19 protein-coding genes are annotated in these 23,197 nt (G+C 64.0%); 18 read left to right on the forward strand and 1 reads right to left on the reverse strand.

Annotated features, from left to right (window positions below; all coding sequences use genetic code 11):
* Nucleotides 1-159: 159 nt before the first annotated feature.
* The 7 genes from BN3789_RS05205 (at nt 160) to BN3789_RS05235 (ending at nt 9,376) form a co-directional block, all read left to right on the forward strand.
* Entirely contained in the window at nt 160-1,344 is a 1,185-nt protein-coding gene (locus BN3789_RS05205) for an FprA family A-type flavoprotein (protein ID WP_066831290.1), read from the forward strand.
* Nucleotides 1,345-1,534: 190 nt separating this feature from the next.
* Entirely contained in the window at nt 1,535-4,408 is a 2,874-nt protein-coding gene (locus BN3789_RS05210; RefSeq protein ID WP_066831293.1) for a proton-conducting transporter transmembrane domain-containing protein, read from the forward strand.
* Between the two features lie 12 nt (nt 4,409-4,420).
* Entirely contained in the window at nt 4,421-4,933 is a 513-nt protein-coding gene (locus tag BN3789_RS05215) for an NADH-quinone oxidoreductase subunit B family protein (RefSeq protein ID WP_066831295.1), read from the forward strand.
* Entirely contained in the window at nt 4,934-5,584 is a 651-nt protein-coding gene (locus BN3789_RS05220; protein WP_066831297.1) for an NADH-quinone oxidoreductase subunit C, read from the forward strand.
* Between the two features lie 3 nt (nt 5,585-5,587).
* A complete protein-coding gene (locus tag BN3789_RS05225) occupies nt 5,588-6,679 on the forward strand; it encodes a hydrogenase large subunit (protein ID WP_066831299.1) in 1,092 nt (363 codons plus the stop codon).
* Nucleotides 6,680-6,685: 6 nt separating this feature from the next.
* The gene (locus tag BN3789_RS05230) at nt 6,686-7,198 is read left to right on the forward strand and encodes a 4Fe-4S binding protein (RefSeq protein ID WP_066831302.1); all 513 of its coding nucleotides are present in this window, start codon (nt 6,686-6,688) and stop codon (nt 7,196-7,198) included.
* Between the two features lie 651 nt (nt 7,199-7,849).
* Nucleotides 7,850-9,376 (forward strand): Mur ligase family protein, encoded by a 1,527-nt coding sequence (locus tag BN3789_RS05235; RefSeq protein ID WP_066831304.1) that lies wholly within the window; start codon nt 7,850-7,852, stop codon nt 9,374-9,376.
* Between the two features lie 69 nt (nt 9,377-9,445).
* Here the strand turns inward: BN3789_RS05235 and BN3789_RS13190 are convergent, their stop codons facing one another.
* Nucleotides 9,446-10,216 carry a helix-turn-helix transcriptional regulator gene (locus tag BN3789_RS13190; RefSeq protein ID WP_066831306.1) on the reverse strand — a complete coding sequence of 257 codons (771 nt, stop codon included), beginning with the start codon at nt 10,214-10,216 and terminating at the stop codon, nt 9,446-9,448.
* A 335-nt stretch (nt 10,217-10,551) separates the two neighbouring features.
* Here BN3789_RS13190 and BN3789_RS05245 point away from each other — a divergent pair, with 335 nt between their 5' ends.
* From BN3789_RS05245 to BN3789_RS05295, 11 genes are all read left to right on the forward strand, one after another.
* Nucleotides 10,552-11,487, forward strand: a complete 936-nt coding sequence (locus BN3789_RS05245; RefSeq protein WP_066831308.1) for an ABC transporter ATP-binding protein — start codon at nt 10,552-10,554, stop codon at nt 11,485-11,487.
* A 9-nt stretch (nt 11,488-11,496) separates the two neighbouring features.
* Nucleotides 11,497-12,720 (forward strand): ABC transporter permease, encoded by a 1,224-nt coding sequence (locus BN3789_RS05250; RefSeq protein WP_066831311.1) that lies wholly within the window; start codon nt 11,497-11,499, stop codon nt 12,718-12,720.
* A complete protein-coding gene (locus BN3789_RS05255) occupies nt 12,707-13,897 on the forward strand; it encodes an ABC transporter permease (protein ID WP_066831313.1) in 1,191 nt (396 codons plus the stop codon). The genes BN3789_RS05250 and BN3789_RS05255 overlap by 14 nt, the downstream gene beginning before the upstream one ends.
* A gap of 88 nt (nt 13,898-13,985) precedes the next feature.
* Nucleotides 13,986-15,182 carry a DUF362 domain-containing protein gene (locus tag BN3789_RS05260; RefSeq protein WP_066831315.1) on the forward strand — a complete coding sequence of 399 codons (1,197 nt, stop codon included), beginning with the start codon at nt 13,986-13,988 and terminating at the stop codon, nt 15,180-15,182.
* A 322-nt stretch (nt 15,183-15,504) separates the two neighbouring features.
* A complete protein-coding gene (trhA, locus tag BN3789_RS05265; RefSeq protein WP_187119119.1) occupies nt 15,505-16,245 on the forward strand; it encodes a PAQR family membrane homeostasis protein TrhA in 741 nt (246 codons plus the stop codon).
* A gap of 91 nt (nt 16,246-16,336) precedes the next feature.
* Nucleotides 16,337-17,677, forward strand: a complete 1,341-nt coding sequence (locus BN3789_RS05270) for a hemolysin family protein (RefSeq protein ID WP_066831318.1) — start codon at nt 16,337-16,339, stop codon at nt 17,675-17,677.
* A 52-nt stretch (nt 17,678-17,729) separates the two neighbouring features.
* The gene (locus BN3789_RS05275) at nt 17,730-18,476 is read left to right on the forward strand and encodes a hypothetical protein (protein ID WP_229254210.1); all 747 of its coding nucleotides are present in this window, start codon (nt 17,730-17,732) and stop codon (nt 18,474-18,476) included.
* 140 nt (nt 18,477-18,616) lie between these two features.
* The gene (locus tag BN3789_RS05280) at nt 18,617-19,009 is read left to right on the forward strand and encodes a YtxH domain-containing protein (RefSeq protein WP_066831321.1); all 393 of its coding nucleotides are present in this window, start codon (nt 18,617-18,619) and stop codon (nt 19,007-19,009) included.
* A complete protein-coding gene (locus tag BN3789_RS05285; RefSeq protein ID WP_066831324.1) occupies nt 19,010-19,765 on the forward strand; it encodes a hypothetical protein in 756 nt (251 codons plus the stop codon).
* A 160-nt stretch (nt 19,766-19,925) separates the two neighbouring features.
* Nucleotides 19,926-21,326: a polysaccharide deacetylase family protein gene (locus tag BN3789_RS05290; RefSeq protein WP_066831326.1), complete on the forward strand. Its 1,401-nt coding sequence runs from the start codon at nt 19,926-19,928 to the stop codon at nt 21,324-21,326.
* A 577-nt stretch (nt 21,327-21,903) separates the two neighbouring features.
* A complete protein-coding gene (locus BN3789_RS05295; protein WP_147569567.1) occupies nt 21,904-23,142 on the forward strand; it encodes a polysaccharide deacetylase family protein in 1,239 nt (412 codons plus the stop codon).
* Nucleotides 23,143-23,197 lie beyond the last annotated feature (55 nt).

Below are 23,197 nucleotides of genomic sequence, written 5' to 3' on the forward strand. Positions count from 1 at the left end.
GTGGCGGGCGCCTGGCGCGGAGTGAATTATTCAGCGTTTCGCCCGCAGGCGAATCCGCTCGCTCCCTTTTGTCGCATATCTGCGTGCTATCATGTAGCAGATTCTTAAAGAACTGCAGGTACCTATCGGTATCTGCGAGCACAGGTGAAAGGAAGCCGCATGCTCAACGCAATCGAGATCTCTCCCGATATCTGGTGGGTCGGTGGCATCGACTGGAACGAGCGCTCGTTCCACGGATACACCACCGAGAAGGGCATCACGTACAACGCGTACCTCATCATGGATGAGAAGATCACGCTCATCGATACCGCCAAGGCAACGTTTACCGATGAGTTCCTGCAGCGCATCTCGCAGGTCGTCGACCCCTCCAAGATCGACGTCGTGATCACCAACCATGTCGAGATGGACCACTCCGGTTCGCTGCCCGCCATCCACAAGATCGCCCCCAACGCGACCATCTACGCATCCGCCGGCGCCGGCGTGAACGAGGTCCGCGCCCACTTCGGCATCGAGGCCACCCCGGTCAAGTCCGGCGAGACGCTTTCCATCGGCAAGCGCACGCTGACCTTCGTGACCACGCCCATGGTCCACTGGCCCGACAACATGGTCACCTACTCCGACGTGGACAAGATCCTGTTCTCCAACGACGCCTTCGGCCAGCACTTCGCCTCGACCAAGCGCTTCGATGACGAGAACGATCTGTGCGAGGTCTACAAGCAGGCCAAGAAGTACTACGCGAACATCGTGTGGCCCTATGGCATGCAGGCGAAGAAGGCCCTCGACGTCGTGAAGACGCTCGATCTCAACATGATCTGCCCGAGCCACGGCGTGATCTGGCGCAGCCACATCGCCGACATCCTCGACAAGTACGAGGCCTGGACCACGTATCAGATGCAGGACAAGGCCGTCGTGGTGTTCGATTCCATGTGGCACTCCACCGAGGCCATGGCGCGCGAGATCACCGACGCCTTCATCAAGGAGGGCATCCCCGCCGAGCTCATCGACGTCAAGCACATGCATGTCTCCGACATCATCCTCGAGATGTGCGATGCCAAGTACGTGGCCGTGGGCTCGCCGACCCTGAACTCCAACATGATGCCGACCGTGGCGGGCTTCCTCACCTACATGCGCGGCCTGTCGCCCAACAACAGCATGCGCATCGGCCTGGCGTTCGGCTCCTACGGTTGGGCGCCGCTCGGCCCCAAGCAGGTGTACGCCGAGCTGGAGAACGCCAAATTCCAGCTGCCCGTGCCCGTCGTGGCTCAGCAGTGGATTCCTTCCGAGGAGAACCTGGCCGAGCTTCAGGACACCGTCTGCAAGATGATCGAGGCCGCTCAGGAGTAGAGCTTCGGCCTGCATCGCGCCCCGTCCGCTTCTGCGGGCGGGGCGCTTTTCGTTCGGGGCATGCGATGCCCTGTCGGGCTCTCGCCGCTGCTTCCCCGCGCGTCTCCTCCTGTGGACAAGATGTGGCGAAAATGTGCACCGAGTGTTACCGTTAATGGGATTGAAAAGCTTTATATGAAGAGGGGTGCTTATGGCTTTACTGGGCTTTTTGATCGCGTTTCCCCTTGTCGCGGCGATCGCGCTGATGTTTCTGCGCACCGACACGGTTCGCGATCCGCTCGTGATCGGCTCCGCGGTGATCATCGGCATCGCAAGCATCATCACCGCCGTCACCTTCATGGGAAACCCGACCACCTTCGCGTTTTCCAGCGAAACGTCGCTTATCGGTAACTACCTGGCGACGGCGACGGACCTGTTTTTGTGCGGATTCGTGTTCGTGTTCGCGGTTCGCTCACGTAACGCCATCGCGCTGGTGCTCGCGACCGTCCAGCTCGTCATCTCCGTCTGGTGCGGCTCCATGGCCATCCACCCCGAAGACGCCATGCCCGAGCCCATGTACATCGACACCCTGTCGGTGATCATGGTCCTCATTGTCGGCCTGGTCGGCAGCGCGATCTGCGTCTACGCGCTGGGCTACATGAAGGACTTCCAGCATCATGAGGAGGAGGCGGCCAAGCGCTTGGGCACCCCCGTGTCCGATCGCCGCCACCAGTTCATCGCCCTGATGTTCCTGTTCCTGTCCGCGATGTTCATCATCGTGACGTCCGACAACATGGACTGGCTGGTCGCCGGCTGGGAGATCACGACGGTGTGCTCCTTCCTCATGATCGGGTTCACGCAAACCGACGAGGCCAAGAAGAGCGCCCTGCTTCAGATCAACCTCAACATGGTCGGCGGCATCGCGTTCCATATCGCGCTCGTGATCATGCACGTGGTCCATATCCCGCTGTCCATCAACGGCCTTATCGAGTTCGCGGCGGGCGAGCAGCCCGACCTGATGATCCTGCCGCTCATGCTGCTCTCGGTCGCCGGCCTCACCAAGGCCGCCCAGATGCCGTTCCACAAGTGGCTGCTCGGCGCCATGGTCGCGCCGACCCCCACGAGCGCGCTTCTGCATTCGTCCACCATGGTCAAGGCGGGCGTCTTCCTGCTCGTGAAGCTCGCCCCGCTCTACCTGATCTATCCGGCCGCGTCGGCCATGGTCGTCGGCATCGGCGGCATCACGTTCGTGCTCTGCTCGTTTCTGGCGATCTCCCAGAGCAACGCCAAGCGCGTGCTCGCCTACTCCACGATCGCCAACCTGGGCCTGATCTCCGCCTGCGCGGGCGTGGGCACCGCCGAGGCCGTGTGGGCCGCCATCTTCCTGATCATCTTCCACACGGTGTCCAAGTCCGTGCTGTTCCTGTGCGTCGGCACGGTCGAGCACCGTATCGGCAGCCGCAACATCGAGGACATGGACGGTCTGTTCAGCCGCCTGCCGCATCTGACCCGCTTCATGATGCTCGGTATCATGGGCATGTTCGTGGCCCCCTTCGGCATGCTCATCTCCAAGTGGGCGACGCTCGTGTCGTTTGCCGAGACGGGTAACGTCATCTTCTTGATCCTGCTCGCGTTCGGCTCCGCCGCGACGTTCTTCTTCTGGGCCAAGTGGCTCGGCAAGCTCGCCGGCGTGTCCCAGAAGGCCGAGAACGTCGAGGGCGGCGTCCATGCGACCGAGTGGGCGGCCATCGGGTTCATCTCCGCGCTGCTCGTCATGTGCTGCGTGCTGCTGCCGGTCATCTCCCAGTACGTGATCGGGCCCTATCTCGAGTTCACCTACAACAAGGTCCCGCGCCTCATCGATATCGACAACATGCTCATCATGGTCGCTATCGTCCTGTTTATCGCCATCGTGCTGCTGACCCCGTGGGGCCGCTCCTCGAAGGCGCGCCAGCATGTGTATCTGTCCGGCACGTGCATCGACGCCGATTCGCGCACCTACCTGGGATCGATGGGCCGCACGATGCGCTCGACCAAGCGCAACTGGTATCTGAACGACATCTTCCCCGAGGGCATCCTCACGAACGTCGGCCTGATCGTCTGCACGTCGGTGCTGCTCATGGCGTTCGCCGCCTGCTTCATTTTCAATCCCGGCCTGCTCTCCGGCGGCGCGTTCCTCGTCGAGCGCGAGGTGCTGCTGGTCGGTCCCGGCCTTGTGGGCATCCTCGTCGGCGTGGTTGTCTTCGGCGTCTGCGCGCCCATCGTCGGTTGCCTGCTCGACGGTCTTGACCGCAAGGTCAGCGCGCGCATGCAGGGGCGTGTGGGACCGAAGCTGCTGCAGCCCTACTACGACGTGCGCAAGCTGCTGTCCAAGGAGCAGACGAGCGTCAACGCCATCGACGAGGCGTACGTCACCTGCGCGCTCGTCTTCTGCATCCTCGCCGGCGGCATGTTCATCTCCGGTTCCAACCTGCTGATGTGCGTCTTCTTGGTCACGCTCGCCACTCTGTTCGTGATCATCGCCGCGTACTCCTCGCGCTCCCCGTGGGCCGACGCCGGCGCCGATCGCGAGTGCCTGCAGGTCATGTCCTATGAGCCCATGCTGCTGATCATGACAGTCGGCTTCTTCACGGCGACCCAGTCGTTCGACATCGCGCGCCTGTTCCAGATCGATGCGCCGATCGTCACCACCCTCATCCCCATCTTCTTGGGTCTGCTGTTCATTCTGACCATCAAGCTGCGCAAGAGTCCGTTCGACTTGTCCTACAGCCACCATGCGCACCAGGAGCTGCTCAAGGGCATTACGACCGAGATGACCGGCCGCACGCTCGCCAAGATCGAGATCATGCACTGGTGCGAGAGCGTCCTGTTCCTCATGTGGGTGGGCATGTTCTTCATCTGGGATTCGCCCATCTCCATCGTGGTCGCTCTCGCCGTCGTCGCGATCACGTGGTTTTTCGAGGTCGCCATCGACAACAACTTCGCGCGCACCAAGTGGCAGAACTGCCTGAAGCTCGCGTGGCTCGTCGCGCTGGTGATGGGCGTCGTCAACCTGTTCTACGTGCTCGTCACCCCGTTCATCTAAGGAGCAAGTGATATGGGATATAACTCCAAATCGCCGTGGCTCATCCATTACGACGGATCGAGCTGCAACGGCTGCGATATCGAGGTGCTCGACTCGCTCATGCCGCTCTACGACATCGAGCGCTTCGGCATCATCAACACGGGTAACCCCAAGCACGCCGACATCTTCTTGGTGACCGGCTCCATCAACGCGCAGAACATCCGCGTCGTGCGCCATATCTATAGCCAGATGCTGGAGCCCAAGGTCGTCGTCGCGTGCGGCATCTGCGCGTGCACCGGCGGCGTGTTCCGCGACGCCTACAACGTCATCGGCGGCGTGGACAAGGCCATTCCGGTCGACGTGTACGCGCCGGGCTGCGCGGTGCGCCCCGAGACGATCATCGATGCAGTGCTCAAGGGCGTTGAGATCCTTGACGAGAAGGCGCGCCGTCTGGAGGCGGGCGAGGTCCTGCGCGATCCCGACGACCTGTTGGACGACGAGGCGGTCAATGCGCGTCTTGCTGCCATGAAGGCGAGGGAAAAGTAGATGTACACCACCGAGTTCGTCGATATCGACCTGTGCGATCTCCTGACGCGCATCCAGAGCCTCAAGCACCAGGGCATGCGGTTCGTCCAGCTGTGCGCCGAGCTTCCCGAGGGCGGCATCGATCTGGTCTACACGTTCTACGACGAGACGTGCGACAACGCCCTCAACCTGTGCGTGCGCGTGCCCGAGGGGGCCGAGGTCCCCTCGATTCAGGATCTGTACTTTGCCGCGTTTTCATATGAGAACGAGGCCCATGACCTGTTCGGCGTGCAGTTCATCAACATGAAGCTTGATTTCGGCGGCCACTTCTTCGAGCTTGCCGAGAAGGCGCCCATGACCGTGATCACGCCCGAGATGAAGGCGGAGCGCGAGAAGGCGGCCAAGCTGCGCGCCGCGAAGGCCGCCAAGGAGGCCAAGGCAGCCCGCGAGGCCGCCGAGGCCAAGAGCGCCGAGCGCGCACTGACCGAGGATCGCGCCACCGCCGACGCCGCTGCCGTGGCGGCCGTCGACGATCTGGGGCCCAAGGCCGCCAAGCCCACGCCCGAGGAGCGTGCGGCGAAGATGGAAGAGAAGCTCGCGAACATGGATCCCGAGAAGGCGGCCAAGATTCGCGCCGCGCTTGCCGCGCGTACCCAGAAGGCTGGTGAGTAGTGCATGGCAACCCGTACCGTCATCCCGTTCGGCCCGCAGCATCCGGTGCTGCCCGAGCCGGTTCATCTTGACCTGGTCGTCGAGGACGAGCATGTCGTCGAGGCCATCCCGCAGATCGGTTTCGTCCACCGCGGCCTGGAGAAGCTCGTTCAGAAGCGCGACTACAACCAGTTCGTGTACGTCGCCGAGCGCGTCTGCGGCATCTGCAGCTTTGGCCACGGCTACGGTTACGCCGCCGCGACCGAGAAGCTGCTCGGCATCGAGGTACCCCGCCGCGTCGACTACCTGCGCGCCATTCTCGAGGAGCTGTCCCGTATTCATTCGCATCTGCTGTGGCTCGGCCTGCTTGCCGACGGCTTTGGATTCGAGAGCCTGTTCAACCACTGCTGGCGCCTGCGCGAGACCATCCTTGACATCTTCCAGGAGACCTGCGGCGGCCGCATCATCCTGTCCATTTGCATCGTGGGCGGCATGGCTCACGACATCGAGGACAGCATGCTGCGCGACGTATGCGACAAGCTCGAGAGCCTGCGCCATGACTACAAGATCATCGTCGACACCATGCTGAACGACTCCTCGGTGCGCAGCCGTCTGTGCGGCGTGGGCTACATCTCGTTCGAGGACGCCCTCGAGCTGTCGATGGTCGGTCCGTTCGCCAAGGGCTCCGGCGTGGAGCACGATATGCGCACGACGGGGTTCGGCGCCTACGGCGACCTTGAGTACTTCGAGCCCATCATCTCCAACGAGTGCGATTGCTACGCCCGCTGCAAGGTGCGTTGCGAGGAGGTCTTCCAGTCCATCGATATCGTCAAGGAGCTGGTCGCCAAGATTCCGCACGACGGCATCGGCGGCAAGCCCGGACCCAAGGTGGTGCCTCCCGAGGGACGCGCGCACGTGCTGATCGAGCAGCCGCGCGGCGAGGCGTTCTACTATGTGCGCGGCAACGGCACGAAGTACCTCGACCGCTTCCGCCTGCGCACGCCAACCTCACAGAACCTGGCCGGCATGGTGCGCGCGCTGCAGGGCGTCGACTTGGCCGACGTACCCATGATCATCCTGACCATCGACCCGTGCATCAGCTGCACGGAAAGGTAGGGCCGTATGGGATCATTCAATCTCGCTAAGATGACGCTGCGCTCCCTGGTGAGCAAGCCCGCAACGGTGCGCTACCCGTATGAGAAGCGCGATCTGGAGCGCCTGTTCCCCCAGATGCGCGGACATGTGGTCAACGATATCGACGTCTGCATCCTGTGCGGCATGTGCCAGCGCGCCTGCCCGGTCGGAGCGATCACGGTCGATCGCAAGGCGGGCGATTGGACCATCGACCCGTATCGCTGCGTCCAGTGCGCCTCATGCACGCACGAGTGCCCCAAGAACTGTCTGTCGATGGATGTCCATTGCACGGAGCCCGCGACGGAGCTCTCCGTCTTCACGATGCACAAGGACATGCCCGCCAAGCCCGCCAAGCCCGCCGCCGGCGCCAAGGCGGCAGGTGACGCTGCCGCCAAGCCCAAGCGCGAGCTGACGCCTGAGCAGCAGGCGCGCGTCGAGGCTGCGCGCAAGGCCGCTGCGGCAAAGAAGGCCGCCAAGGCCGCGCAGGAAGCCTCCGAGTAAGGTAGACGGCTGCAAAGAGCTTATGATGACGGGGTTCCGCCGAGCAGGCGGGCCCCGTCTCGCTTTTGGGCTTCTGGGGTGCTTGGCAGGCGAAATCAGGCCCTCGTATCCGCCCGATGGAAAAACCGCATCATGATTAAACGTTTTATCATGATATGCGTACGGTTCTCGATGAATTTGGTATCAATAATCGAGCTATCAAGGCCATCTGGAGGCATGTTTTGATGTTCTTTCGCTGCCCTGCTCGAACCCAAAGGAAAGAAGCTGCAGGTAGAAGCGTTGTCAGTTTTGACCGTAAGCACAGGATACTTCAATGATTGATACCAAATTCATTTTCAACATATAATGACCCTCTCAATCCTGCGCTTTTGCGGTGAGATTTGCCTATCGCGCTGAGACGGCAGGGGTGAATCGCGGCAAGACAACGCAATCGAGCCGCTCCGGACGAGCGCTTCTCAATCCAGCATGCTTCCAACCGCCCTTCCCATTGTTTCTCGGAACGTTATTCGTTGTGAACAGGTGGAATCGTGGGAGCGCGGCCACCGCGTTGCAGAGAGTGCTTTGCGTTCGATCGCCCCACCGTCGCATCGTCAGCCCTTGGAGTACACTTTGAGATTGTCACCATACGTTCGCAGACGCCAGGGAGTGCGCATGCCCGCCGCTATCCAGCACATATATCCGCTTGAGCGCTATCTTTCAATTCTTGCGCAAGACGACAATCTGCTCCAGGCGCCCGATGGGGTCGGTGCGCTGGAGATTCGCCTTGTGACGGATGATTCGCGCGAGGCGGTTCCGGGAACGCTGTTTGTCTGCAAGGGCGCAGCGTTCAAGCGCGAGTATCTTGTTGATGCCTGCGGCGCCGGCGCCGTCGCCTACGTCTCTACCGTCGATTACGGCGTGGATGCCCCCTGCGTGCTTGTGCGTGACATCCGTCGCGCCCTCGGCCTTCTTGCGGACGCCGCCTATGATCATCCGTCCGCACGGATCCAGGTCTGCGCGTTTACGGGCACCAAGGGCAAGACGACCTGCGTGTACTATCTGCGCAGCATCCTCGCCGAAGATGCTCGACGCAACGGCGCCGTAGCGCCCGCCTTCCTGACCGGCGTCGAGTTCGATGATGGAGCGGAGCGAGGCGAGAGCCTGCTGACGACGCCCGAGCCGTTTACCCTGGAGCGCCGCATCGCCAATGCGGCAGCGTCCGGATGCCAGCAGATCGTGATGGAGGCGTCGAGCCAGGCGCTCAAGTTCCATCGCACGCTGGGCATCGAGTTTGCCGTGGGCGCGTTCACCAACTTCGGGGAAGACCATATCTCGCCGATCGAGCACCCGACGCTCGAGGACTATTTTGCCAGCAAGCTGATGCTGTTCCACAACTGCCGCGTCGCGGTGGTCAATCTGGACATGGATGTGGCGGACCGCGTGCTCGAGGCCGCGCGCTCCTGCGGGCGCGTGCTCACCTACTCGCTCTCCGACGTGCGGGCGGACATCCATGCGCTCGGTGCCGTGCGCGGCGATTCGGGCTTGCGCGCTCGCGTGCAGACGCCTGCGGGCGTGCTGACCATCGACCTTCCGACGCCCGCTACGTTCAACCTGTCGAACGCACTGGCGGCGATCGCCTGCGCAGTGGCGCTCGGCGTCGAGGGAGTGTCGATCGAGCGGGGTCTTAAGGAGGCGCGCGTCCCCGGACGCATGGAGATGCATCGCTCCGACGACGGCCGTATCGTCGGCGTCGTCGACTACGCGCACAACGGCATGAGTCTGGAAATGCTGCTGCGTGAGCTGCGTCAGACCTATCCGGAGCGCGAGATCGCCGTGGTCTTTGGGTCGACGGGCGGCAAGGGCGTCGATCGTCGCGAGACGATGGGGGAGGCGGCCGGCAAGTTCGCCGATCGCATCGTGATCACCGAGGACGACCCCGGTCCCGAGAATCCGGCTGACATCTGCGACGCCATCGCGCGCGCGGTCGCCGCCCAGGGCAACGAGAACTGGAAGATTGTGCTCGATCGCGCCGAGGCGATTCGCACGATCGTTCGCGAGACGTCCGGTCCCGCCGTGATCGTCGTGGCGGGCAAGGGCGACGACGCCTTCATGCTGCGCAACGGCGTGCGCGAGCCCTATGAACCCGATAACGTTCAGCTCGACAGAGCACTCGGTATCCGTCGAGGAAGCGCCGAGTAACTCGCGCGCGCTGCCGAAAGACGGGTGCTCGCCCTCCATGCGCATAACGATGCCCGCATGGGCTCCTGCTCAGCCGCGCCAGAACGCGATGGCGATCTGCGTGCGATTTTTGAGCCGCAGCTTGGAGAGGATCGAGCTGATGTGGTTGCGGACGGTGCCCTCGCCCATATAGGCCGCCGCCGCGATCTCCCGGTTGTCCAGCCCTTCGGCTATGAGGCGGGCGACCTCGTATTCACGGTCGGTGAGGCAGGCGAAGGCCGCGGGTCGCCTTTCGGGTTCGTCCGCGCCCGCTGCCCGGGATGTCGTATCCGTCGAATCCGCATGCCGAAGCGCGTCGTCCAGGCGGGTTTCAAGGCCCCGTGCCCGGTCAAGGAGGGCTCGGGCACGCGTGGTTAGGTCGTCGCGCGTGCGGTTGAGGGTCGCCTGTCGGGCGAGCATGCGGCTCGTGCGCGCCGAGAGCGCCGCTGCGAGTCCGCTGAGGGCCGCCGTGGCGTACAGGGTGAGCAGCTCGGGCCGCCAGAGGACGGCCGATATGCACAGCGAGGCGACCGGCGCAATCCATGAGGCGCGCATCCGGTCGCTGCGGTGCAGGTCGCGTACGGTGTCGTAGAGCGCCAGGGGAATGAAGCCTGCTCCCGCGGGCGTGGACAAAGCGCATATGCAGTAGCAGATGGGCATCGCTGCGCGAATTCGCTCGGGGAGCGCATCGGACAGCGCGGCGCTGCAGATGGCGAGCAGCGTCATGATGACGCCAGCGGTGCCCAGCCCCCCGGGAAGGAGGGGCAGAAGGCAGGCTGCGCACCCGCAGAAGACCAGAAGCTTGTCGATCGTGCGTTCCATGCTCCTATCATAGCAAGGGAGGTTCCTCCTTCTGCCTGAAGAAGGCGGCTGCGATGGCGGATCGGCCTCATGCCCGTGTTGCGCAGCGGGCGCCCGGGGGTTCAAGCCGTGTTCGCCTCCCTTTGTCCATCGGTGCGCGAACGTGCGCAACCAATGCTATCTACCTGCGAAAATAGAGACCATGACAATTGTCACTGGCGCTCGTTGCCGTGCTCGAGCACACTGGACGCAGCATGGTTTCCAAAAAGATCGGCCGCGCGGCGTCCGTTTGCCCGAGATGCCGATGCAGGCGGGTTCGGCGTCGTGCCGGATCGAGGACCGGATGGGAGGCATCCATGGATATCGTCGCGGTGGACGGACTGGTCAAGCGCTATGGCGAGCTGCTCGCACTCGACCACTTCGATCTCCATATCGCCGAGGGGGAGATATTCGGACTGCTGGGGCCCAACGGCAGCGGCAAGACCACGGCCATCAACTGCATGCTCCAGCTGCTCACATACGATCGGGGTTCGATTCGCCTGTTCGGCGAGGATATGGCGCCGGCGCGCTATGACCTCAAGAGGAGAATCGGCATCGTGCCCCAGCAGGTGGCGGTGCTCGAAGAGCTGTCGGTCCGCGAGAACATCGATTTCTTCTGCTCGCTGTACGTATCGGACCGCGCGCGCCGCCGCGCGTTGGTTGACGAGGCCATCGACTTCGTGGGCCTCGCCGAGTTCGCGGGATTCCGCCCCAAGAAGCTCTCCGGAGGCCTGCTGCGTCGCCTCAACATCGCGTGCGGCATTGCGCACAAGCCCGAGCTCATCTTTTTCGACGAGCCCACCGTGGCGGTCGATCCGCAGAGCCGCAACGCCATCCTCGTGGGCATCAAGGGGCTTCGCGACGAGGGTGCGACCGTGGTCTATACAAGCCATTACATGGAGGAGGTCGAGCAGATCTGCTCGCGCATCATGATCATGGATGGGGGCCGCGTGCTGGCGCAGGGCACCAACGAGGAGCTCAAGCGCATGGTGTCCACGGGCGAGAAGATCGTGATCGAGGTCCCCTCGGTGTCCGATGCCGTATTGCGGCGCCTTCGCGCGCTGCCCCACGTGCTGGAGGCGGGCCATGCCGACCAGACGCTCACCGTGCGCTGCGAGGCGAGCCCGCACAACCTCACCGACGTGCTCGGGGTGCTGGGAGCGGCCCGTGTGCAGTTGGGGCGCGTGTACGCCGAGCCTCCGACCTTAAACGACGTGTTTCTCGAGCTTACCGGCCGCGAGCTGCGCGATTAGGGGGCCATCATGCGAAGTACCTTCAAAGCGACCGTGATCATGCTGCTGAGGACGCCCAGCGCGCTCGTGTGGGCCCTCGCGTTCCCCGTGCTGATGGCGACGCTGTTCATGTTCATGTTCTCAAGTATGCGCAACGACGGGTCGGTGGACGCCGTGCCGGTTGCGGTGGTGGCCGATGCCGCCTGGGATGATTCGATGTTCGCGGAGGCGGTCGGCGCTCTTGCCGACGAGGACGCTGGCGCGTCCGGGGAGGGCACGGGTGCCGCCCTGCTCGTCGTCACCGAGGTCGAAACCCTCGCAGAGGCCCGCGATCTGCTGGATGCCGGCGAGGTCGACGGCGTGTTTCGCATCGATGGGGCAGGGGAGGTCCAGCTTACCGTGGCACCTGAGTATTCCTCGGCGCACCAGGGGGATCGGGGGCGGAGCTACGGAATCAACCGTTCGATATTGGAGACCGTGGCGAGCTCCTACACCCAGTCCGAGGCGTTGTTGGAGGACCTCGTCGCGCACGACCCTTCCGCCCTGTCCGACCCGCAGGTCGTCGAGCGCGCGTTGTCGCTCGCGGCCGACACCGAGCACATCTCGCTGACGCGCGGCACGCCTGACGAGACCGTGCGCTACTACTATGCCCTTATGGGCATGGCCACCATGTTCGTGGCCCAGCTCTCCATGATCGCCGTGAGCAACATCAGGCCCACGGCCTCCGCCGTGGCGGCGCGCCGCTGCATCGCCGGCACGAGCCGCATCCGGCAGCTTGCGGGCGCCCTGCTGGGCTCGTGGGCGCTGTCGGCGATCTTCCTGTCCGTGGCGTTCGCCTTCATCCGCTTCGTTGTCGGTATCGATTTCGAGGGACGCGAGGGGCTGTGCCTTCTGGCCTTGGCGGCCGGAGCCTGCATGGCCACGGGGTTGGGGGCGCTTGTCGGATCGCTGCCGCTCAAGGGGTCGGCATCGTCGGGGTCGGGTATCCTGACGGGCCTCACCTGCGTGTTGTCCATCTTTGCGGGCCTGTACGGCGAACCCACCATGAAGCTGGCGGACAGCATCGCGCGCGCCGTGCCCGTCTCGGCGTGGATCAATCCCACCAAGCTCGTATGCGACTTGTTCTACAGCCTGTATTTCTACGAGTCCCTGGTGCCGTTCGCCGCCCGCCTGCTCGCCTGCGTCGCATGGGGCGCGGTGCTCTTCGCGTGCGCGGCCCCGCTGTTCAGGAGGCATCGCTATGCGCATCTTTAGGACCGCTCTCACCATCGCGTTCAAGCACCCCATCTATCTGGGCGTGTACGTGCTGTTTCTGTCCCTCATCGGATCGTTTGTCACCGGCGGTGCCGCCTACGTCGAGGAGGATACCCAAACATATGAACCCGCGCGGGCGAGCTTGGCCGTGATCGATCGCGACGATTCCGACCTGTCGGAAGCCCTGGAGGGCTATCTCTCCCGCATACACGATGTGGCTGACGTCCCCGACGAGGAGTTCGCGCTGCAGGATGCGCTGGCGACCAATCAGGTCGATGCGGTCATCATCGTGCCCCAGGGGTTCGAGGACGATTGCCTGTCTGCCGCGCGCAGCGACGGCGAGCTGCCGCGTCTGCAGGTCGCGTACGGCGGCTACACGCAGGCGTCGGCGTTTGCCGAGCAGCAGGCCGCCCGCTGGGTCTCGCTTGCAGGCGCCGAGGCGGCGTTGGAGCCCGAGGCGAGCGCCGCCGAGGTCGCCGCCGCCGTCGATGCCGCGGCGGATCGCCGTGCTGACGTGGAGGTCGAGGCCGCCGAGGTCGCCACGAGCTCCGCGTATCCGCTGCAGACATATTTGAGCTTCAGTACCTATACGCTCATGTGCTCGGTGGTGGTCTGCGTGGGTCTCGTGCTCTCCAAGATGACGGAGCCCGACGTTCGCCGCCGCATGCTCGCATCGCCTTTGCGTCCCCGCAGGCTCGGTTTGCACATGCTGCTCGGCTGCCTTGTGATCACGGTGGGCGTGTGGGCGGCTACGAGCGCGGTGGGGGTCGTGTCGAGCGGCATCGGCACGCTTGTCGCCGCACCGGCCCAGGTGATGCTGGCGCTCGTCGCCATGCTCGTGTTCGCCCTCGTGCCGCTGTCCGTCGCCTTCATGCTCGCCATGCTGGGCGTGGGCGAGGAAGGGCTCAACGCGCTCGGCAATATCGGCGGCCTGATCATGTCCTTTCTGGGCGGTGCATGGGTGCCCATCGCGTTGCTGGGTGACGCCGTGCAGACTGCGGCTCGGTTCTCTCCGGCTTTCTGGACCAACGAGGCCGTCGCTTCGCTGCCCTCGGCTCCGCAGCTCACGGCCGATGTGCTCGCCGAGGCCGGTTGCGGCATGGGCATCACGGCGCTGTTCGCCGTGGCCTTTGCGGCCATCGGGCTCGCTGCCGCTCGCTCCCGTCCTGTTCAGTAGGGCTGGCGCGGCCGTGCCGGTTCGCACCGCATGGGCGTTTGGTACAATGCGCTCGCGCCAGTAATCCATACGACACAGAGGGGATCTTATGGATACCATCACCGAACCGTCCAAGGTATATTTCTGCGATCTTCGCAGCCATGGCCGCGAGAGCCAGGTCGATAAGCTCAAGCGCCTGATTCGCCGCGCCGGCATCGATCAGATCGACTTCGAGAACAAGTTCGTCGCCATCAAGATTCATTTCGGCGAGCTGGGCAACCTGAGCTTTTTGCGTCCCAACTACGCCCGCGCCGTCGCCGACGTGGTCAAGGAGCTCGGCGGTAAGCCCTTCCTGACCGACTGCAACACGCTGTACGTGGGCAGCCGTAAAAACGCGCTCGAGCACATCGATTGCGCCTACCAGAACGGATTCACCCCGTATGCCACCGGTTGCCATGTGATCATCGCCGACGGTCTCAAAGGCACCGATGAGGCGCTCGTGCCGGTGAAGAACGGCGAGTACGTCAAGGAGGCCAAGATCGGCCGCGCGCTGATGGACGCCGACATCGTGATCAGCCTCACGCATTTCAAGGGCCATGAGCAGGCCGGCTTCGGTGGCGCCATGAAGAACCTGGGTATGGGCGGCGGCAGCCGCGCCGGCAAGATGGAGCAGCACGCGTCGGGCAAGCCCAGCGTCCATACGGAAGGTTGCATCGGGTGCCGTGCCTGCGAGCGCATCTGCGCCCACGGCGCCATCACGTTCGAGGAGACGCGCGAGCGCGAGCTCAAGAGCGGCAAGGTCGTGACGGTTCCGGTGGCGCACATCGATCACGATCGCTGCGTGGGCTGCGGCCGCTGCATCGGCGCCTGCAACCAGGATGCCATCGAGCCGGATTACGACCAGGCCGTGGATGTGCTGAACTGCAAGATCGCCGAGTACACGCAGGCCGTCGTGCAGGATCGCCCCAACTTCCATATCTCGCTCGCCATCGACATCAGCCCCAACTGCGACTGCCATGCCGAGAACGACACGCCCATCGTGCCCGATCTGGGCATGTTCGCGAGCTTCGACCCGGTCGCCATCGACCAGGCCTGCATCGACATGGCGCTGGCCGCGCCGGCGCTGCCGAACACCGAGCTCACCGACATGCGCGACAAGCTCGAGGCCGAGGGCGGCATCCCCGAGCGCTGCGAGCACGACCACTTCAACATGACCCATCCCGACACCAACTGGCGCTCCTGCATCGAGCACGCCGAGAAGATCGGTCTGGGTACGAGCCGCTATGAGCTCATCACGATGAAGTAGCGACAAGCAGTCGATGGGGCCGCCCGCCCCAGGATTGTCCTGGGGCGGGCGGCGTTTTGGGTCGTTTGGGGACGGGTTCATCTTCGTCGACGACATGTCGTCGACGAAGATGAACCCGTCCCCAAACGACCCAAAACGTTGCTACTTGTACGACACCCTGCTCGTTTGCTATAGTTTTGAGCGGTCTATATTTGGAGGATTGCTCAGCAACATGTCCGCATCAGGCGACAGTTCCACATCGCGAAGTACCACGGTGCCGGGCGGCTCGTCCGCGCCGGTGCCCGAATCCGATGATCCCTCACCTGTTCAGGTGGTAACCGACGTGCGCGACGACGCCGTCGAGGATGTATGCGCCACCTGCCCCAAACGGCGACGCTCCTGCCCCAAATACCCTTGCAAGCAGGACCATGGGCGCAATCACAAAGAGCCGCCGCACTACACGGTCGGCGAAGAAATCGCGAACTCCATCACGCACGGCATCGGCGTCCTGCTCGGCATCTCCGGCCTCGTGCTCCTCATCGTGAAGGCCGCCCTCGGCGGTGCGGCGCCTGCGCACATGGCCTCGGCCATCGTGTTCGGCGTCTCGATCATCCTCGAGTACCTTGCGTCGACGCTGTACCACGCCATCCAAGTGCCCGCGGCGAAGCGCATCTTCCGCACCATCGACCACAGCTGCATCTACCTGCTTATCGCGGGCTCCTATACCCCGTTTCTCCTCATCACGCTCGAGCCGTACGGCGGCATCGTCATGTTCGTGGTCATCTGGGCGCTCGCCTTCGCGGGCATCTCCTTCGAGATCGTCGGACGTCAACGCCAGCCGCGCTGGGTGACGATCATCATCTACCTCGTCATGGGCTGGCTCGTGGTGTTCCGTCTGCCCCAGCTCGTGGCGGCGCTCGATCCGCTCGCGCTCGCGCTCCTTGTCGTCGGCGGCCTGTGCTACACCATCGGCACCATCTTCTACCTCATGAAGAGCATCCGCTACATGCACAGCGTCTGGCACCTGTGGGTGCTTGCCGGCAGCATCTTCATCTTCATGGTGGTGATCCTTTTCGTGATCTGATAGTTCGGGCGCCCTTGCGCCACCCGTACCGTCATCCGCGCAGGCGGATCGCCACGTTTCCACTCGACCTCGGAGGTTCGATCATTACGCTATGGGCATAGCAATTTCCATCATCGCAACGCTTCTTCTGACGCTTCTGAACGGCTATTTCTCCATGTCGGAGATGGCGCTCACCACGGCAAAGCGCGCCAGCCTCGAGCACGACGCCGAGGAGGGCGACAGGCGCGCCGCCAAGGCGCTCGAGCTCTCGACGGATTCCACCGACTTTCTCGCGACCATCCAGGTCGCCATCACGCTCGTCGGCTTCTTCTCCGCGACCGTGTCGTCCAACACGCTGTCCGATCCTCTGGCGACCTGGCTCGAGTCGTTCGGCCTGAGCCCGCTCACGGCGATCGCCCCGGTCATCTCGCCCATCATCATCACGCTGGTCGTGTCGTATCTGTCCATCGTGATCGGCGAGCTCGTCCCCAAGCGCATCGGCCTCGCGGACGCCGAGGGCATGGCGAAGTCCGTCGCCGGCCCCATCTCCACCTTCCGCAACCTGGCCAAGCCGCTCGTGTGGCTGACCCAGGCCTCCGCCAACGGCCTGTCCAAGCTGCTGGGCATCAAGAGTGCCGATGATCGCCAGAACGTCTCCGAGGAGGAGATCAAGTACATGATCAGCGAGCAGGACACGCTGCTCGATGAGGAGAAGCGCATCATCCACGAGGTCTTCGACCTGGGCGATGCCGTGGCGCGCGAGGTCATGGTGCCGCGCGTCGACGTCACCATGTGCGAAGAGGACGACAACATCATGTCCGTCCTCACCGTCATGCGCGAGACCGGTTTCTCCCGCATCCCTATCTATCGCGAGGACCAGGACTGCATCGTGGGCATCGCCCACATCAAGGATCTGATCCGCCCCGCCCTCGAGGGCCTGTCGGACTCCCCGGTGAGCGACTACGTGCGCGACGCCACCTTCGTTCCGGACACCAAGGACATCCTGCCGCTGCTGTCCGAGATGCAGACGGCGCATGAACAGATGGTTGTGGTGGTGGACGAGTACGGCGGAACGGCCGGCGTCATCACGATCGAGGACATCGTCGAGGAATTCGTGGGTGAGATCGAGGACGAGTTCGACCCCGATAACAAGTACCTCACCCGCCTGTCGCGTCGCGAGTGGCTGGTCGACGGACGCTTTTCGTGCGATGATGCTGCCGAGCTCGGCTGGCCCATCGAGGAGAGCGACGATTACGAGACCCTTGCCGGCTGGATCTTGGACCTGTGCGATTCGGTGCCCGATATCGGCGCCGTCTTCGAGCAGGACGGGTACAAGTTCAAGGTGCAGTCCATGCGCGGGCAGCGCATCTCGCTCATCCGCGTGACCGGTCCCGACCCCGACGCAGAGCCCAAGCCTGCGGACGAGGCCGAAGACGGGCATAATGATAAGTAACGGTTCGCGGCTTGCCGCGGGCGTAGCGAAAGACGAAAAGGCGGAAACGTTCATGGCACAGCTGTTCAACATCCTGAAGATCACGGTGGGCGTCGACAAGCTCTGCGCCCGCGTGCTGGTCAACCCCGGCATGCCTCTTAAGACCTCGGAGGATATCGAGGCGACGGCGCGCGTCTACTATCTGGCGCCGGCCATCGCCAAGCATCTGTGCCTGGGCGACACCGGCCGTGAATTCCAGGAGTGCATGGGCGATACCGAGCTCGCGCACCTGCTTGAGCATCTGACGGTCGAGATCATGAACGAGACCGGCCTAGGCGGTAACGTGTCGTGCGGGCGCACCCGTGCGGTCCCCGGTGACGAGCGCCTGTTCGACGTCGAGCTTTCGTGCCCCGATGACGCGTTGACCGTCGGCGCGCTTTCCTCTGCATCCTTCATGATGGACTGGGCGTTCCTGCACGCCTCGGCGCCGGCGCCCGATTTTCCCGGCACCGTCGCCGCTCTGCGCAGCCTGGTGCTCAATCTGCGCGGCGAGGGGGAGCAGACCGCCGACGCCGCCGAGGACGCGGAAGCGGAGGGCACTGAGCCCGATGGCGGCTTCGAGCCCGTCTCGGCTCCCGAGGTCCAGGTGCCGGTTCAGCCGGAGGCCGCAGCATCCCGCCAGGATGCCCCGCGTCGCGCCATCGACACCGAGGGTCTGCGCATGAGGGCCAAGATGGCAGGTCATGCGCCCGCCAAGCGCGTTGCCGACGTGTTCCGCCCGATGTTCGGCGGCGCGGCGTCCAACCACCGTTCCGAGTAAAACCGACCGCAGGCGGCGCCGGGCGGCCCATCGATACGGGCCACCCGGCGCCGTTTGGGTCTATGCGATGCCCCGAGTGGGTACACGCAGGTATAATGAAGACTCCATCGACAACGTTCACTCTATACGGGAGGAGCAACATGGGTAAGGGATTCAGTTTTGTCGCAGGCGCGGTCTTGGGTACCGCCGCTGGTGTGGTCGCCGGCATCCTGGTGGCTCCTCGCTCGGGCGCCGAGACGCGCGCCATGGCCGCCGACATGGCCAACGACGCGTGGGACAGCGCGCGTGACATGTATGAGCAGGGCGTCGACACGGCCCGTGCCGCCGCAACCGATTTCGGCCCCATGGTGGACGCCAAGACCGATGAGCTTCGCGCCAAGGTCGATTTGGCCCGCGAGCGCATGGATCAGCTCCGCGAGCAGCTCAACGACGCCATCGCCGGGGGCAACGTGACGCCCGCCGCCGACGTCGTCGTCGAGTCCGTCGTGACCGATGCCCCCGCTGCGGGCGCTGAGGCCGCTGCCGAGGCGTAAATGCTCGTCGCCGATCTCCAGGGCGCGCGCATCTACCGCATGCCCGCCGAATCCAAGCGAACCAACAAGGATGGCACCCCGCGCGAGCCCAAGCGGCTCGGGCGGGTGCATTTTGCCGTGTTCTCGCCCGACGGTCTGCACGTCGTGGGCTTCATGGTCAAGCTGCCCGATGTCGCCGCGATGATCAAGCGGCCCGATCGCTTCGTGGCACTCGACGCGCTCAAGGTATATGAAGGCGTGATCGCGGTGGCCGACGGCAAGGAGAACTACGACGATGCGGCGGCCAAGCGCTTGGGCATCAACCTCGATGAGTGCCTCATCTGGACCGGCATGGATGTCGTGACCGCTTCCGGTAAGGCCATGGGCTACTGCGCCGACTGCGCCTTCGACGCCAAGACCGGCAAGGTCTCCACATTCAAGATCACCAACGGCAGCACCTCGAGCATGCTCGTGGGCGACATCGAGATGCCCGCCTCCTACCTCAAGGGCTACCGAAAAGGCGCCATGGTCGTTTCCGACAAGGTGTGCGAGCTGGAGCTTTCCGGCGGCGCTGCCGCCAAGGCGGCCGAGGCGACCGTCGTGATCGGCGACAAGGTCAAAAAGGGCGCGGCCAAGATCGACGAGCACGGCTCGAAAGCGCTCGACAAGGGAAGCCGCGCGCTGGGCAAGCAGCTCGGCAAGACCAAGGGGATGTTCTCGTCGTTTGCCGCGGAGTATCGCAAGGCGGCGGGAGCGCCCAAGAAGAAAAAGAAGTAGCGCGTGCAATTGTGGGATGAATCTTCGGGGAACCGCTGATCGATTCATTTCGCGCCGGTCGCCCCGTGCCGGGTGCCGCGGACGCGATTGATCGGTGTTTCCCCAAAATTGCACGGCCAACAATGGTACAGTTTTCCCAAACGCACCAAGGGGAGAACCATTGCCTAACTACACCACCTCCTACTCCAAAACCTCGAAGAAGCCCCACTATCGGCGCAGCAACGGCAACCAGCTGCCTTCTGCGCGCCGCAAGGGCAAGCGCCGGCCGGGGGCGCAATATCTCCACCATACGCAGGGGTTCGGACGCCACGGTCGCGGCCGCATGATGCCCCGCCGCAACGATTCGCGCCGACCCTATGCGATCATCGCGGTCGCCTGCGCCGCCCTGCTGTTCGTGGCGAGCGTCGTGTGGTACATCAACCGCAGCGTGCCCATCACCTTGAACGGTTCGGATAGCTCGGTGCGCATCAACTCGACCATCCAGCAGCTCATCGACGACCAGGAGCTGAGCTATCGCGCGGGCGATCTGCTGGCGGTCGATGACAGCGTGCTCGAGAAGCGCGGGGGAGAGGCCTATTCCGTCGTGCTGAACGGCGAGCAGATCGACAACGCCGAGCTCGATACCACCCAGCTTACGGGTGGCGAGGAGCTCGCCATCGGCGACGGGCGCGATGTCTACGAGGAGCACGAGGTCCAGGCAACCGCGATCCAGCCGACCCTGACGCTCAAGGGCAGCGGCCCCATCCAGTACGTCGAAACCTGGGGCATCCCTGGAAGGACCGAGGTGTGGACGGGCACGGTCTCTGGCATCACGGCCGATCGCGGTGTGGTGCAGGAGGTTCAGAACTGCGTGGTGCGCGCGACGTCCGTCTCTCCGGCGGACGGAAAGTGCGTGGCCTTGACCTTCGACGAGGGCCCCAGCAGCTATACCGAGCAGATCCTCCGGGTGCTCTCCGACGCGGGCGCCACGGCGACCTTCTTCATGCAGGGCGATCGGGTCGATGCCAACCAGGCTGCGGTGGCAAGCATCGCCGCCAGCGACAACGAGCTGGGCTCGAACGGTCAAAACGATGTCGACCTCACGACGCTGTCCGGTGACGACCTGCGCCAGCAGCTCACCCAGGGCTTCGACGCGATTGACCGTGCCGCAGATACGACCTGCGCGCTGCTGCGACCGCCCTACGGTCTGTTCTCCGAGCAGAATTGGACCGAGGCCATGGATCTGGTGAGCGCAGTCGTGACGTGGAATATCGATTCGGGCGACTACCTGCTGCCCGGCGCCGATTCGGTGATCGAGACCGTCATGGGTTCGGTCGGCAACGGCGACATCATCCTTCTGACCGACAACGACTCGTGCGGCGAGCAGACCTTAGAGCTGCTGCCGACCCTGCTTTCGCGCCTTCAAGACGAGGGCTATCAGATCGTGAGCCTCTCTGAGCTCATCAAGACCGACGAGGAGCTGGCCGACACGCTCGACCTGTCCCGCACCTCGATGCCCGCGGATGCCGTCCTGCCTCATCTATCGCTTGAAATAGATGAGGGTGAGGGGGAATCCGAATAGATAAAAATACAATCATGATGTAGGAATCGTCGAAAATCATCCGGTTGTCGCAGGCATGCAGGGTTGCGGCCGCGACGAAGGTCATGATGGACACAGCCTGTTCGACGTCGCGTACCGCTGCGCGACGTGATCGATACGAAAAGATGGTCCGATGAGCGACATGCATGAGAAGAGCCCACAGGGGAAGACGGCCCAGTCCCCGTACGGTGCCCGTTCGGCATCGCAGCCTGATCGCGGTGTCCAGAAGGGCGCCGCGTCGCGTCCCCATGCGCGCACATCGGTCCCGTCTCAGCATCCGACCTATCGGCCGGCATCGGGACACGCCTCGACGGCAGGGGCGTCGCACAAGCCGACCGCCCATACCCGTGCTGCTTCGTCCCGGCCTGCCCCTGCATCCCACCAGGCTCCTGCGCCGCGACCGCGGAAGGCCGTTTCTCGGCCCCAATCGTCGGGAGCTGCCCATCCAAGGGCGGCGCGCCCACAGGGATCCCGCCAGCAGGCGTATGCGCCGCACGCGGCGCAGGGTTCGCCCCGGACATCTTCTGCGCCGCGTCAGGGACACGGGGCGCCTCGGGGCGTGGCGCCCGTACGGCATCGCGAGGCGTACGTGCGTCACGAGCATCGCGGTATGCAGCGCGTGCCGCTCATCGCGGCGGCCGTGGCGGTCGTGCTCATCGCCGCCGTCGGCATCGGTATCGGCTATCAGTTCTTCTGGCGTTCCGTCGACGTTACCGTCAACGGCCAGGAGGTGTCGGGCAAGATCGGCACGCCGGTCGACCAGTTCCTTGCCGACAACAACTACTTCGGCGTCAAGGCCGGACGCCTGCTGTCGGTCAACGGCAACGTTCTCGATGAACAGGGCGGCGAGCGCTGCTCGGTCATCAGCGAAGGCGAGGCGGTGGAGACGTCGGAGCTTCCCGAGATGGCACTCGACGATGACCTTGCGCTGACCGTGTCCGACGGTCTCGACAAGACCGAGGAGTATGTCGAGGAGATCGTCGAGATCGCCCCGAACATCACATCGGATGGCTCCGGTGCGATCCAGTTCGTGTCTCAGTGGGGCAAGTCGGGCAAAAAGAAGGTGTGGACGGGCAAGCAGTCCGGCGAAACCGCTGACAAGGAAGTCGTCGAGGCTCCGGTGGACATGGTGGTCTCCATGTACAATCCCAAGCCCAAAGGCGACAAGAAGTACATAGCGCTGACGTTTGACGACGGTCCGAGCGCGTATACCAAAGACATCTTGGCCATCCTCAACCGCTACGGCGTCAAGGCGACGTTCTTCAATCTCGGCACGCAGGTAGACAGCGACAGTAAGGCGGTCGTGGAGGGCGGCCATGAGATGGCGAGCCACACGAATCAGCACGCCAACCTGCCCGATTGCGATCGCGATTCGCTGCGCGCCGAGATCAGCAGCGCGGCGGACGCCATCGAGGGGGCATCGGGCTTCCGACCTCAGATGATCCGCGCCCCGTACGGCGCCTTCACGCTTACCGAATGGGCGCGCGCGGGGGATCTGATCAGCTGCAACGTACTGTGGAACATCGACACGCTCGACTGGAAGCTGCCCGGCGCCGAGGCCATCAAGAACAAGGTGCTCGCGGGTGCCTACAACGGCGCGATCGCGCTCATGCACGACGGCGGCGGAAACCGCGCCCAGGACGTCGAGGCGCTGCCGGGCATCATCGAGGCCCTGCAGGCCGACGGCTACGAGCTGGTAACGGTGTCGGAGCTCATGGAGCTCGACGGGCGCTTTCCCCAGGACGTGATCGATGGGACCGTCAAGATGCCCGAAGATGCGGTGCTGCCCAACGTGTAAGGCGCGGCGCGCGTTTTGGCAGCAGCCCCGGACATGCTATAGTACAGACGGCTGT

Origin of the sequence: Collinsella ihumii (genome assembly GCF_900046475.1) — a bacterium.
Taxonomy (GTDB): domain Bacteria; phylum Actinomycetota; class Coriobacteriia; order Coriobacteriales; family Coriobacteriaceae; genus Collinsella; species Collinsella ihumii.